9 protein-coding genes are annotated in these 13,608 nt (G+C 74.2%); 6 read left to right on the plus strand and 3 right to left on the minus strand.

Annotated features, from left to right (window positions below; all coding sequences use genetic code 11):
- The first annotated feature begins 309 nt into the window (after nt 1-309).
- On the plus strand, nt 310-714 hold the full coding sequence (locus ACF1BH_RS26525; protein WP_391646334.1) for a tetratricopeptide repeat protein: 405 nt from the start codon (nt 310-312) through the stop codon (nt 712-714).
- A gap of 97 nt (nt 715-811) precedes the next feature.
- Here ACF1BH_RS26525 and ACF1BH_RS26530 read toward each other — a convergent pair whose 3' ends face one another.
- Together ACF1BH_RS26530 and ACF1BH_RS26535 are read right to left on the minus strand one after the other, a co-directional pair.
- Nucleotides 812-1,132, minus strand: coding sequence for a DUF6343 family protein (locus tag ACF1BH_RS26530; RefSeq protein WP_391646336.1), 321 nt, complete (start codon nt 1,130-1,132; stop codon nt 812-814).
- A gap of 357 nt (nt 1,133-1,489) precedes the next feature.
- On the minus strand, nt 1,490-1,630 hold the full coding sequence (locus ACF1BH_RS26535) for a hypothetical protein (protein WP_391646338.1): 141 nt from the start codon (nt 1,628-1,630) through the stop codon (nt 1,490-1,492).
- 667 nt (nt 1,631-2,297) lie between these two features.
- On the opposite strand from ACF1BH_RS26535, the gene ACF1BH_RS26540 reads away from it, so the two are divergent.
- From ACF1BH_RS26540 to ACF1BH_RS26555, 4 genes are all read left to right on the plus strand, one after another.
- Entirely contained in the window at nt 2,298-5,261 is a 2,964-nt protein-coding gene (locus ACF1BH_RS26540) for a DEAD/DEAH box helicase (RefSeq protein ID WP_391646340.1), read from the plus strand.
- A complete protein-coding gene (locus ACF1BH_RS26545) occupies nt 5,258-6,919 on the plus strand; it encodes an SWIM zinc finger family protein (protein ID WP_391646343.1) in 1,662 nt (553 codons plus the stop codon). The genes ACF1BH_RS26540 and ACF1BH_RS26545 overlap by 4 nt, the downstream gene beginning before the upstream one ends.
- Entirely contained in the window at nt 6,916-8,847 is a 1,932-nt protein-coding gene (locus ACF1BH_RS26550; RefSeq protein WP_391646345.1) for a helicase-associated domain-containing protein, read from the plus strand. Before ACF1BH_RS26545 ends, ACF1BH_RS26550 begins: the two co-directional genes overlap by 4 nt.
- 236 nt (nt 8,848-9,083) lie before the next feature.
- On the plus strand, nt 9,084-9,392 hold the full coding sequence (locus tag ACF1BH_RS26555; protein WP_391646347.1) for a hypothetical protein: 309 nt from the start codon (nt 9,084-9,086) through the stop codon (nt 9,390-9,392).
- 911 nt (nt 9,393-10,303) lie between these two features.
- On the opposite strand, the gene ACF1BH_RS26560 is transcribed toward ACF1BH_RS26555, so the two are convergent.
- Nucleotides 10,304-11,884, minus strand: coding sequence for an FAD-dependent oxidoreductase (locus tag ACF1BH_RS26560; protein WP_391646349.1), 1,581 nt, complete (start codon nt 11,882-11,884; stop codon nt 10,304-10,306).
- A 713-nt stretch (nt 11,885-12,597) separates the two neighbouring features.
- On the opposite strand from ACF1BH_RS26560, the gene ACF1BH_RS26565 reads away from it, so the two are divergent.
- A complete protein-coding gene (locus tag ACF1BH_RS26565) occupies nt 12,598-13,569 on the plus strand; it encodes a zinc-binding alcohol dehydrogenase family protein (protein WP_391646351.1) in 972 nt (323 codons plus the stop codon).
- The last annotated feature ends 39 nt before the right edge of the window (nt 13,570-13,608 follow it).

Raw genomic sequence — 13,608 nt, forward strand, 5'->3', positions numbered from 1 at the left:
GTTTTGGGTTTGCCCCCCCCCCCCCCGCGCCCGGGGGGGGGGGGGCGGGGGGGGGGGGGGTGGGGGGGGGGGGGGGGGGGGGGGGGGGGCCCTGACTTCGGGGGGCTCCCCCCCCTCCCCCTCCCCCTCCCGCCCCTCCCCGTGTCGCGCTCGTCTCGGCCTCGGGTGTGCCACGGCCAAGCGCAGGCGCCGGTGTCTCATCTGTTGGCCGTCCGCCGGGAATGCAGCGGCAGGCGTTGTCGTTGTCCGGTGAGAATCCGACCGGGTGGCCCAGAAGGGGCATCCGGTGCCCACTGGAAGGAGGCAGCCGTGCAAGAGCGCAGCCCCGAGACCTATGTCATCGATTACCGCGCTGCGGAGCAGCTGCTGGATATCCGCGATCCCCGTGGAGCGATCCGGCTGCTCGATTCGGTCATCGCGGCGCACCCGGAGAACACCGCGGCGCGGCTGCTGCGGGCTCGCTCCTACTTTCTCGCCGCTCAACTCCGTCCGGCGGAGCTGGAGTTCCAGACCGTGCTGGAGCGTGAACCGGACAACGCGTTCGCGCACTTCGCCCTGGCGCGCACTTTCGAGCGGGCCGGCCGCCCGGAAGAGGCGCAGCGCCACTTCCGGCTGGCCGCGGCTCTCGAACCGAGGCCCGACTTCCTCCAGGCAGCCCGCTTCGGCACCGGTACTGACGGCGGCCCCGATCTGCCGCCTGCTCCCGCCGCCTGATCCGCGTGCTCCGGGTGTCCCGAGGTGGGCCCGGTCTCCTTTCGGGCCTTCCTCCTTTCCTCAGGGAATGACATGGACGGGACACAAGCGTGGTGCGCTACGGGCGAGCTCGCCCCTGTGGCCCTGAGGGGCGAGGCCGGGAGAGTGCTCTGTTCCGACCGTGGTCGGGCTCGTAGGGCGGTATGTCCTTGCCCGGCTGGTAGTGCGGACCCTGGTGGATGTGGCGGATGACCATGGCCAGGTCCATCAGGATCACCACGGCCAGGGCGGCGCAGGCGGCTGCCCAGCCGGGTCGGCCGGCCATGACGAAAGCCACGGTTCCGGCGACGGCCCAGACCAGCCCCCAGATGATCAGTCCGAAGCGGATTTTCAGCGGGCTCCGTGCGTGAAGGGGCTCATTTCCCGTGCGCATTGCCATCCATCTCCCGCCTCCATGGTGCTCCTGAATCGTGGGGGCGTCACTCATCAGTGCGTAGCGCTACGTCGCCCTCTGTAGGGAGGTGAGTCCGAGCGAGGGCGGTCGGTGAGGCGCGCGCCGAGGTGACTCGTAAGTGATGTGTCCTGTAGGTCGTCCAAACTGTCCTCCGATCAGCGCCCCGCCCCTCGCGGGAGCACGGACGTGGGTCAGGGGGGCGGCCGGGTGCCTGTTGATCCAGGACAGTCCGCCGATGCCGAGCCGGGAGCGTGCTCGGGTCACCGCCACGTAGGCGAGGCGGGCATCGTCGGGATCTACGGGCCGGGGAGCGGTATCCCGTGATCGTCGTGCTCTTCCAGATCATCGGGCTCCGTGAAGGTGCGCGGTCGACCGGCCCGGCTCCGGATCGTGGGCCGCCTGCGCCAGGGCGCGGAGCACCTCGCTGCCGTCGGCGAGCGCCACCCTGCGGCCCGTCACCAACTGCCGTATCACCTCTCGCATCGCGCCCGCGTTGGACCGGCAGAGGATCGCCCGAGGCGCCCGGACCGGAGTGATTTCCGTGGTGCGCCACGGCGCTCCGGTGAGGAGTGGTGTCCGAGGTCGGGGTCCGCGGATTGGCAGAAGCGGTTGACGCATGGCGAGGGTCGTGGTCTTACCCGTCCCGGCGCCTGCCTGGATCACGAGGTGTGAGCCGGACCGGAATGCCTCCGCCGCCGCGTGCTGTTCGGTGGTGGGCATGGTGGGCGCGGCGGTGCGATGGGCGTACATGAGCATCTCCTCAACGAGACGACTTGGTTACGGAAAGTGATTTCGTGACTCACTGTAATCTCTTTGTCGTCGATGTGCGAGGCCTTTCGCGGGCTGTGGAAAACCTTCGCGAGGGGGCGGCCGGTGCGGCGGGTGCGCGCATGGGTGCGCGGGGGAGCGGGCCGGTGAAAGTGCAGCTCAGGGGCTGTTGTCAGTGGTGTCTGGTTCCATCGGCGGTGGATCGCTCGCTGCGATCCGCGGAGGATGAGTGCTCGCGTCGGGGTGACGGGGGCGGAAGCGAAGCGGGGGAGGAGGGGCAGTGCGGACGACCGTAGACTCGCAGGCTGGAGCCGTGTGGCGGACGGAAGCCGTCGAACCGGCGAGGTGGGTGACAGCGAGTGATCAGCAAGCAGAGGTAGGCATGGCGGCGGACGATGGGCGAGCGGGGCACGCCGGTTCGGCCGTCGGCGCCTTCCCGAGGACGCCTTCGCCTGAGGGAGGAGCGCTGCGCGGGGTGACGACGTGCGCCGCGATCTTCCTGCCCGGCTCGCCGCCACGGACCGGAACCGTCGCGTTCTGGCGGCCGGACGGTGCGCCGCTCCCCTGCAGGGAGGCCGACGGAGACAGCGGAGAACGAGGAGCCGGGGCGCCGCCGGGCGACGGCCCGTCCGGCGGCACCGCGCAGCTGACCGTCGCCCGACGGCACGGCACCGGCGCACGGAGCCGCACGGTCCCCGCCGTCCTCCTGCCGATCGCGGACGCGCTTCCCCTGCTGCTCGATGCCCGGCACGACCCCGGGGCCCACCCGGCGGCCGCCTGCTGGGGCGCCGCCGCCCACCACGCGTTGCACCTCGCGGCACGCGGACGGCTGCTGCCCGGCCTCACCGAACGTGACCTCGACGCCTGGCGTGCCGGGCCGCTCGACCCGGACGACGCCGCCCACCTCGCCGCCATCGCCGCGGCCATGCCCGGCGAGGCCTACGCGACACCCCTGCCGGCCACCCGCCCTCTCCAGCTCCCCGACCCGGTAGCGCTCGTCCCGCTCTTCGTCGATGCCGTCACCGACACGCTGCCGCGCACACCGGGCGCCGCGCTCCTGGCCGGGCCCGCCTTCGCCGCCCAGGAGCCGCAGGCCATCCCCGGCGCGCGGGAATGGGCGGCCGAAACCGCGGCCGGTGCGGACGCCGGGGTACGCCTCTCCCTCCGGTTGGACCTCGCCCCGCACCGGCTCTTCGACAGCCGCGACGCACCGTCGCCCACGGACGGACACGACGCGGAGGACCTGGGGCCCGAGCGGAACGCCGCCGCGGCCGTCCTCCAGGTCCACAGCCTCACCGACCCCACCCTGGTGACCGACGCGGCAGACCTGTGGGACGGCGACGTCGCCGATCACTTCGGCCCCCGCTCCCGCGTCGACACCCTCCTCGCGCTCCGCCGCGCCGCACGGATCTGGGCCCCGCTCGGCCGACTCCTCGACCGGCCGGCGCCGGACGTCCTCCCGCTCGACGAAGACGAACTCACCGATCTGCTCGGCGCGGTGGCGACCCGGCTGAAAGCCGCCGGCGTGGCCGTCCACTGGCCCAGAGAGCTGGCCCGTGGCCTCACGGCCACTGCGGTACTGCGCCCCGCCCCCGGTACCGCCGCCGACGGATTCGGCTTCTTCGACACCGACCAACTCCTGCAGTTCCGCTGGCAGCTGGCCATGGACGGGGTGCCGCTCACCGAGGCCGAGATGGACGAGCTCGCCGAGGCGCACCGCCCCATGGTCAGACTGCGCGACCGGTGGGTCCCGGTCGACCCCGCCCTCGTCCGTAAGGCCCGCAAACGGGAGCTCGGCCTCCTGAACCCGGCCGACGCCCTCGCCGCCACTCTCAACGGCACCACGGACATCGACGGCGAAGAGGTGGAGGTCGTCCCCCTGGGGGCGCTCGCCGCGCTGCGCGACCGCCTCACCGACCCCACCCAGCTCCTGCCGCAGCCCCCCGCGCTCCGCGCCACCCTCCGCGACTACCAGCTCCGCGGTATGACCTGGCTCGACACCATGACCACCCTCGGCCTCGGCGGCTGCCTCGCCGACGACATGGGCCTGGGGAAGACCATCACCGTCATCGCCCTCCACCTCCATCGACGCCCCGCCGACCCGGTGCTCGTCGTCTGCCCCGCCTCTCTCCTGGGCAACTGGCAGCGCGAGATCGAACGCTTCGCGCCCGGCACCCCCGTACGCCGCTTCCACGGAGCGGGACGCAGCCTCGCCGGCGCGGAGAGCGGATTCGTCCTCACCACCTACGGGACGATGCGCAGCAGCGCCGCACAACTGGCCGACCACCCCTGGGCATGGGTCGTCGCCGACGAGGCCCAGCACGTCAAGAACCCCAACTCCGGCACCGCCAGAGCGCTGCGCGGCATCAAGGCGCCCGCCCGCATCGCCCTCACCGGCACCCCCGTGGAGAACAACCTCTCCGAACTCTGGGCCCTCCTCGACTGGACCACCCCCGGCCTCCTGGGGCCCCTCAAGACCTTCCGCGCGCTGCACGCCCGAGACGTCGAGGGCGGTGAAGTCCCCGGGGCCGCGGAGCGCCTCGCGCGGATCGTGCGGCCGTTCATCCTGCGCCGCAGAAAGTCCGACCCCGGCATCGCCCCGGAACTCCCGCCCAAGACCGAGACGGACCACCCGGTGGCGCTCGGCCGCGAACAGGCCGCCCTCTACCGAGCGGTCGTCCGGGAAACGCTCGCCGCCATCGAGGGCGCGGAAGGCATCGCCCGCCGCGGCCTGATCATGAAGCTGCTCACCGCCCTCAAGCAGATCTGCAACCATCCCGCCCAGTACCTCAAGGAGGCAGCGCCGGGACTCGTCGCCCGCTCCGGCAAGCTCGAACTCCTCGACGAACTGCTCGCCACCATCCTCGCCGAGGGCGGCGCGACCCTGATCTTCACCCAGTACGTCGAAATGGCCCGGCTGCTCGAACACCACCTGCGCACCCGCGGCATCCCGAACCAACTGCTGCACGGAGGCACCCCCGTCGCCCGACGCGAGGAGATGGTCGACCGCTTCCAGTCCGGCGACGTCCCGGTCTTCCTGCTCTCCCTCAAGGCCGCGGGCACCGGACTGAACCTCACCCGCGCCGGCCACGTGATCCACTACGACCGCTGGTGGAACCCGGCGGTGGAGGAGCAAGCCACCGACCGCGCCTACCGCATCGGCCAGACCCAGCCCGTCCAGGTGCACCGCCTCATCACCGAGGGCACCGTCGAGGACAACATCGCCGACCTCCTCACCGCCAAGAGAGCACTCGCCGACGCGGTGCTCTCCGCCGGGGAGACCGCACTCACCGAACTGTCCGACGCCGATCTCGCCGACCTCGTCTCACTCCGGAGGCCCGCATGAGCCCCCGCCCCACCTCCGGACACCCCGACCCGTTCGCCGGCCCCCGCCGCCGTCCGGCCGGCCGGACGGGAGTCCCCGGCGCCGCGCCGTTCCGCGGCCGGCACGCCGATGCCGGGCGCAGAGCAGCCGCGGACCGCCTCGCCCGCGCCGACCGCTCCCGCACCTTTCCGCCGCTGCCACCGCACACCACGGGCGACACCTTCGCCACCACCTGGTGGGGCCACGCCTGGCTCGACGCCCTCGAAACCACCGCCCTGGACCCCGCGCGGCTGGCCCGCGGCCGCGCCTACGCCCGCGACGGCCACGTCGACACCGTCAACATCACCCCCGGGCGCATCCTCGCCACCGTCCGCGGCAGCCGACCGCGCCCCTACAGCGCCGAGATCCGCCTCCGCGCACTCCCGGACGAGGAGTGGGACACGCTCCTGGAGACCGTCGCCGCCCAACCGGCCCAACTGGCCGCACTCCTTGCCAAGAAGCTCCCCGAAACCCTCGCGGACGGCACCGTTCCGCTGCTGCCGGGGCCCGGAGACCTCACCCCCCGCTGCTCCTGCCCCGACCACGGACGCCCCTGCAAGCACGCCGCCGCCCTCTGCTGTCATGTGGCCCGCCTCCTGGACGCGGACCCCTTCGTCCTGCTGCTCATGCGCGGCCGGGGCGAACGCGAACTCCTCGACGACCTCACCCGCCGCAGCGCCGTCCACACCGCCCGCGAGACCCACCCGAAGCCCGAGCACCACGAAGCCCGACGGGGCGCCGACGAACCCCAGGGGACCGGTCACCCTCACGAAGTACGCCGATCCCGCCCGGTGTTGCCGCCGCCCCCGGCCGAGGCCCGGCCGGAACTCCACGGCCCGGTCCCTCCCGCCGACCTCGCATCGCGTCGGGAGACTCCCGCGAGCCCGCTCCCGGCGAGGCCGGAGGGCGCAGCCCCCTCCGTACCCCGGCACGGTGCGCCCCGCGACCCCGCACCCCGGCCCGCGCACACCCGGCGGGTGCTCGCCCGCGACGCCCTCGCCGACCGCCCCCGTCCGCCGCTCCCCCCACCCGTGCCGCTTCCCGACGCGCCAGGATCCGGCCCGGCGCTCCCCGACGGCACCGGCCTGCCCTTCGACCCCGCCGCTGTCGCGTTCCTCGCCACCGACACCGCCGCCCGGGCCCACTCCCGCCTGACCGCCCTCGGGCGATCCGCCACCCGGCGCCGTTCGGAGTCCGACCCGGCAGCCGCACTCACCCCCTGGCAGGACGCCCTCCGCCTCGCGGCGACCGCACACCCCACCGCCGGGCTCACCTCCGCCACCCGCGCCCTCTTCCGCGACCTCGCCGCCGCCACCGGCCGCAGCACCGAGGACGTCGCCCGCTCCGTCGCCGCATGGCGCCAGGGCGGACGCGAAGGGCTCGCCGTCCTCGAAGACCCCTGGGACCCGCCCGCCGGAGACTTCGACCGCGCCCGCAGCGCCCTGCTCGCCGCGGGCCACCCACCCCTGCGCCCCGAGCACAACCGCCTCACCGACCCCGACCGCCGCCACCAGCTCCGCTTCGGCCACGACGGCCGCTGGTACCCCTACGAATCCGACCCCGGAGCCGAGATCTGGTGGCCCACCGGCCCCGCCGACCCCGACCCCCTGACCGCCCTCCGCAACCTCCTCACGCGATGACTAACCTCAACACGGTGGAAGGACTCGACACACTCACCCGCTCCCTCGCACAGCGCACCCCCGAGCAGCTCGCCGCGCTCCTCACCCGGCACGCGACCCCGCTCTCCCTGCGCCCCGCCGCCACCGGCCTACGGGACCTCGCCACCGCGCTGTGGTCGTACGAAACCCTCCACCACCTGGTGTTGCACCTCGACCATCCGAGACTCCAGGTCCTCGCCACCACCGCCCGCATCAGCCAGGACCGCGCCGACCAGGACGCACCGGCCCCCGCCGCCCCCTCGTCCGGCGCCGACTACCAGTCCCTCATGGCACACCGGCTCTCCTTCGCCCGGCTGGCCAGCGCACCCGTGGCGCCCGACGCCACCCGCACCGCCCTCGGAGCCACCTCCGGCCCCGCCCGGGCCACGGCCGAAGCAGCCCTGCGCTCCCTCTGCGACGACGGAATCGCCGCCCGCACCGAGGACGGCCACATCGTCGTCCCGCCCCGGACCGCACAACTCCTGGCAGCCGTGCCCCTCGGACCGTTCACCGCGGCCCCGCCACGCCCCACCCCGCACCCCGCCCGGCCCGGCACCAGCCCCCTCACCCCCACCGCCCTCCGCGACGAATCGGCCGCCGCGGCAGCCACCCTCGCCACCACCGCCGAACGGCTGCTCGCCGCCCTCGCCACCCAGCCCGCCGCGCTCCGCAAAACCGGCGGCCTCACCGTCCGCGAAACCAAACGCCTCGCCAAGGCCGCCGGAGCCACCGAGGCACACACCCGCCTCCTCCTCGACCTCGCCCTCGCCGCCGGCCTCATCGCCCTCACCCGCACCCCCTCCGGCATCACCGCCCTCCCTACCGCCGCCTACGACGACTGGCTCACCCACACCTCCGGCGAACGCCTCGCCCCGCTGCTCACCGCCTGGTCATCCCTGTGGGGCCTGCCCACCTACACCCCGTACGGCGAAACCCCGACCGCCCTCGTCCGCGGCCACGACCGGCACGCCCCTGCCCTCCGGCACGCGCTGCTGGCCGCGCTCGCCGCCGTCCCCCTCGGCAGCGGCGCCCCCCTCCCACCACTGCCCGACGCGTCGCAACCCGCCGACGGCACCACCGCAGACACCCCCCTGCGGGGACTCCTCGACGCCGCCCGCTGGCACCGCCCCCTCGCCTTCGACGCCCAGCCCCAGATCGAGGCCCGCGCCGCCCACACCCTCCACGAGGCCGCCTACCTCGGGCTCGTCGCCCACGGCACACTCACCCCGCTCGGCGAAGCCCTCCTCGCCGACCCCCGGAACCTCGGCGCGGCACTCCACGACCTGCTGCCGGCACCCCTCGACCAGGCCCACTTCCAGGCCGACCTGACCGCCGTTGTCCCCGGCCGCCCCACCACCGCCCTCACCGATCTGCTCGCCACCACCGCCGACCGCGAATCCGAGGGCCACGCCGTCACCTGGCGCTTCACCCCCGCATCCGTCCGCCGCGCCCTCGACGGCGGCCACCGCCCCGCCGACCTCCTCGCCGCACTCACCGCGGCATCGGCCGACGGCCGGCTGCCACAGCCCCTCACCTATCTCGTCGACGACACCGCGCGCGCCCACGGCCGGATGCGGGTGGTACCCGCGGCCTGCTGCCTCCGTTCCGACGACGAGGCCCTCATCGCCGAACTCGCCGCCCACCGCGCGTTGCGAGCTCTGGGGCTCCGCACCATCGCCCCCACCGTCCTCGTCAGCAGCCGCCCACCCGCCGACACCCTCGACGCCCTCCGCGCGGCGGGATATGCCCCGGCCCTCGAATCCGACAGTGGTGTCACCGAGGTGGAACGCCTCCCCACCCACCGCACCCACGCCCCCGTCCCCGCCCGCAACCCCGACGCCACGCTGGCCCTCGCCCGCCGTCTCCTCGGCACGCCCGACCCGTCCGGCGCCGGTTGTCCACAGCCCTGACGAGCCGCTGCTCGTGTCAAGTAGCGTTTCACCGTACGGAGTCGAGCACGGCACAACGGGGAGGGCGAGGCCGGAATGGGGACACACGGCGTGAGCGGCGGAAACGTGTCGAACGATGTCTCGGGCACCGTCCAGGGCACGGTGATCCAGGCCGGAGTGATCGAGGGCATCTGGCAGGCCCCACCACCCCCGAAGACCCCACACCACGCCAGGTCCCACCGGAGCTCGCCCAGTTCGTGGACCGCGAGCCGGTGCTGGAGGTCATCGACAGCTGGACCGGCGACCTACACGGCGCCCCGCGCGTCGCCGTCCTGAGCGGTATGGCCGGCGTCGGGAAGAGCACCACCGCACGCCGATGGGCACACCGGGACGCGACCCGCTTCCCCGGCGGCGCCTTTTACGTCGACTTCGCCGAGCTGCGAAGAGAAGCCGGAGAAGACATCTCCGCGGGGGTGAGCCAGTGCCTGCGGGCCCTGGGCGTGGAGGACCGGTACCTGCCCCGCTCCCTCGGTGAGCTGTCCGCTGGGCCTGCGCCCGGGGCGTAGCTGGGACGCCACCTCCGCAGCCGCCCGGGCCGGGACGGCCCCCGCCGAGGTTCCAGGAGCAGCTCGACAGCCTGGAGCGCGCGAGCCTGATCACCGCAGCGGCCGACGGCCGCTACCCCTTCCACGACCTCGTCCGCCTCCACGCCCGCGAACAGGCCACCCGCACCGGCCCCGAACCCGAACGCACCGCAGCCGTCCGGCGCGTGGCGGACCACCGCCTGGCCCGCGCCGCACAGGCCGACCTCTCCGTGATGGCCGCGAGGATGCGCATCGGAACGTACGTCGAGCGGCTGGACGGCACCGAGGGGGCCCCGGCCTTCGACGACCGGCAGCAGGCGCTGGACCGGCTGGACGCCTGGCGCAGTGAACTCCTCGCCGCCCAGCGCACCGCCGCCGACCACGGCTGGCACCGGATCAGGTCGTGGACCCCGTCGTTGAAGGCGGAGCTGGGGTCGAAGGCGAAGACCAGGTCGACACGTGACTCGTCGCGGAAGACCGGTCCCAGGACGTCGAGCACCCGGACGGTGGAGGTGACGGTCCGGGCGATGACGACGACGGTGCGCTCCGTCGGGAACGTCCGCCAGCGCTCAGGTCCGCGCCGACCGGCACCCGCAGCGGAGGTATCAGACCGTGACTGGTGTCGAGCACGTCTCCGCACCTCCAGCCGCACGCCACGCGGTACGCGGCCAGCCTGCCGTCAGCGCCTTCCACCGGTTCCCGCAACCCCTGTCCGTTCTTCGACGCCGCCGTGGATCCACCACCGTAAGCCAGCGGCTGAGGCACCGTCGGAGCAGGCCCGTCCGCCCGTCCTGCGCCGAAGGGCCCGGGCCCGAACACGCCGGGTCAGCCGACGGCGAGGCGCCCGGGGCGCGCCCAGGAGCAGGCGGGGAAGGCAGGAGGACGGCCGCCCTTCACCATTCCGCCGCCGGCTCCGCCCCCGGCCCCGAAGACGGCCGCGGCGTCCGCCCCGGAGGCGGGCCGGGTGGCGTCCCGTCCGTGGGCGACGACGGGCGGGACGGCGCCTCACCGTCGGGGGTGCGCGGGCCGCCCGGGAGCGGTTCGGTGGGGGACACCGCGCGGCCCGGCGGCAGGGCCGTTGACGGGAGGGACGTCGAGGGAGGCGGGGTGATCAGGGGGCGTGGGGAGACGACGGGCAACCGGCCCCCAGGCAGCGGGGAACGCCCCGGGCGGGAGCCGAGAGCGGCCGGAGGCGTCAGTTCCGGGCGACCGTCGCGTGCTGTGGACCGGCTGCTGCCCGGACGCAGCATGCGGTGCACCGAGCCCCGGGCGAGGCGGGCGACCGCCGAAGGACGCGGCCCCGCGACACCCGGCCGGCGTATGTCCTGGCCGGTGGCGAGCGCCCACGGCGCATGGACGAGACGGCCGATGGTCCGCTGCAGGTTCCGGGCGAGCGCCGGGTCGTCCAGACCGTGGCGATGCAGCCCGTCGCGCAACGCCACCGCGGCGCGTGCGGTGACCGAAAGCCCCTGGTCGTGCGCGGGCGGGAACGCGGCCACGGCATCGCCCAGCGCCACGAACCCCGTGGGCCAGGATGCCAGCTCCTCGTACCGGAGCCGGTGACCGGCCGCCTGCGGTGAGAGCCGCACCTCGCTCAACGGCTCGGCCGTGGCGATGAGTTCCCCGATGGAACCGTCCCCCACCTCACGGGCGAACGGGACGAACCGGTCGGCGGTGTGCGACGGCTCCTCGCCCGGCGCGCCCGCGAGCGTCACCAGCCAGCAGCTGTCCTCGATCGGGATCAGGGTCGCGTGGCGGCCGAGCAGCCGCCCGGAGACGTCATGGCCCGCGCTGAGTACGGCGGGCTCGCTCCCGGAAGGGGCGCGGAAGACGCGGGTGGCCTGGGTGAACCCGCCGTCCGCCATCAGCCGCCGGACCTCCGGCAGCCCCAGGGCGACCAGGCGCTCCGGGGTCAGGGAACGCCGCCCGGTGGCGTCCACCACCAGGTCCGCGTCGAGGCGCCGGGTTTCGCCGCCGAGCGTCTCCCGGATCCGTACGCCCGTGACGTCCTCCGGCGTGCCCGTCAGGCCCTCGGCCTCGGTGCCGTCGATGAGGGTCACCCCGGGCAGAGTGAGCACCTGCTCGCGGACCACCCGTTCCAGCAGGTCGTGGGAGGAGGACAGGAGAGTGGCGGACGGTGTCCGCCGGCGGATCCGGCTCGCCGTGGGGGCGAGGTCCGCGGTCGGCGGCAACCGGCGGGCGCCGACCTCCAGCAGCCGCCCGGTCACGCCGGGCAGCAACTCCTCGATCGTGTCGGCAACCGCGCCGGTGAGCAGCGAGGCCTGCCGCGGATGGGGGAGCACGCGCCGCGACGCCGGCCCCCGGGACACCGTTTCCTCCTCGACGACCACCACATCGGCGTGGCCGGACAGCGCGGCCGCCGCGAGCAGGCCCGCGACGCCGCCGCCCATCACCACGGCGAGATACGGGTGGGTGAAGTGGAGTCCGCCGCTCATGCCGTTCGGCGTGTTCATGGGCAGCCTCTTTCTCCGCAGGTGCGCACGGTGGCCGGGCGGGCGAGGGGCGCCGGAAGGAACGGTGGCACCTCCGCCGGGCGGGTCCGGCGCCGCGCGGTGGCCACGACGGCGCTGGAGACAGCCGTGAACGAGGCCGACAACGACGGGAGCGCGGACAGTCTTGCGCGCGCTCGGCGGACCTGCGCCGCCAGGGGTAACTCCGGTTGCTGAACGTCCTGACACCGCGGCGCGAACGCCGGTACACCGACGGATTTCCGCATCATGACCCCCCTCAGCCCGTGCACACCCCGCAACCCGCCCGGTGGTGCGCCCCGTCGTCCACCCGTCGCGCACCCGGTGGGCGGACACCGCCCCGTGGCGGAGTGCGCGCAACCCAGGGGAGCGCGGCCGTCCCGGCCTGGCGACGGCGGACACGACACCGGATCGTAGGCCGCGGAGATCACATGCGATACCCGCAAGTATCCGAGGGTCCGGCGGGAGCCACCCCGCCGATACCGGCGAGTAGATCTGATGCAAAACGGCGTAATGGGCAGAAAGCGCATGGGTAGTTTCTCGCGAGGAGAGATACCTCGGCGTTCTTTCTCGTCTGACGTGGCACAACGGGCCGGTAATCCCACCGGGGTTGGCGCGAAATGGTCGGATGGCCGCCCGAACACAGACGGCGTGCCTACCCTGTCCGGGCACAGCACCGAGACCCTTGAGGGAGAGTCGTGCACGCGATCGTGATGCGGGAATTCGGCGGCCCCGAGGTGCTGCGGACCGAGGAGGTCCCCGAACCCGAGCTCCGCGCCGGTCATGTGGCGGTCGAGGTGAGCCTCGCCGGAATCAACTACGCGGACATGCACGTCCGGGGCAACACCTACCTGGCACCGGTCGACCTGCCGTACATCCCCGGCAACGAGGTGATGGGGACGACGGACGACGGACGCCGGGTCGTCGGACTCTCCCGGGGCGGCGGCTACGCCGAACGCGCCCTGCTGCACCGCCGCGTCACCTGGGACGTCCCCGACGGCATCGGCGACGAACAGGCCGTCGCCCTGGCGCTCCAGGGCAACAGCGCCTGGCACCTGCTCTTCACCACACTGCGCGTCACCGCGGGGGAGACGCTGGTGGTGCCCGCCGCCGCGGGCGGCGTCGGCTCGCTGGCCGTCCAGCTCGCCGCGCACGCCGGGGTCAAGGTCATCGCCCTCGCCGGCAGCGAGGAGAAGCGGAAGCTCGCCGTGGACCTCGGCGCCCACGCGGCCGTCGACTCCACCGCCGGCGATCTGACCGAACGGATCCTGGAAGCCGCCGGCGGCCCGGTCGGCGCGGCCCTGGAGATGACCGGCGGCGACACCTTCCACCGCACCCTCGACGCCGTCGCCCCGCGCGGCCGCCTCGCGGTGTACGGCTATGCGGGCGGCGAGCTGGCGCAGGTGTCCACCCGCCTCCTGATGGAGCGGTCCCTGAGCGTCTCCGGCTTCTGGCTGCCGCAGCTCTACGGTGACCGGACCGCCCTGCCGACCTCGATGCGGGCGCTGTTCGACGCGGTCGAGGCCGGCACCCTCGCCCCGCTCACCGGCGCCCGCTACCCGCTCGACCGGGCGGCCCAGGCCCACCGCGATCTGGCCGCCCGTACCCCCACCGGGAAGCTCACGCTCGACGTCCGGCGCCGGTCCGCCGCGCCGGACAGCACGACCTGAAACCGGCCCGGACGGCACCGCCACCACCGCGCGCCTGCG

It is taken from the genome of Streptomyces sp. NPDC014733 (genome assembly GCF_043083385.1).
Lineage (GTDB): Bacteria > Actinomycetota > Actinomycetes > Streptomycetales > Streptomycetaceae > Streptomyces.

Coding starts and splice junctions, on each gene's coding strand:
- ACF1BH_RS26530 (WP_391646336.1), bottom strand. CDS start 1,132: ATGGCAATGCGCACGGGAAATGAGCCCCTTCACGCACGGAGCCCGCTG.
- ACF1BH_RS26535 (WP_391646338.1), bottom strand. CDS start 1,630: ATGCGAGAGGTGATACGGCAGTTGGTGACGGGCCGCAGGGTGGCGCTC.
- ACF1BH_RS26540 (WP_391646340.1), top strand. CDS start 2,298: ATGGCGGCGGACGATGGGCGAGCGGGGCACGCCGGTTCGGCCGTCGGC.
- ACF1BH_RS26545 (WP_391646343.1), top strand. CDS start 5,258: ATGAGCCCCCGCCCCACCTCCGGACACCCCGACCCGTTCGCCGGCCCC.
- ACF1BH_RS26550 (WP_391646345.1), top strand. CDS start 6,916: ATGACTAACCTCAACACGGTGGAAGGACTCGACACACTCACCCGCTCC.
- ACF1BH_RS26560 (WP_391646349.1), bottom strand. CDS start 11,884: ATGAACACGCCGAACGGCATGAGCGGCGGACTCCACTTCACCCACCCG.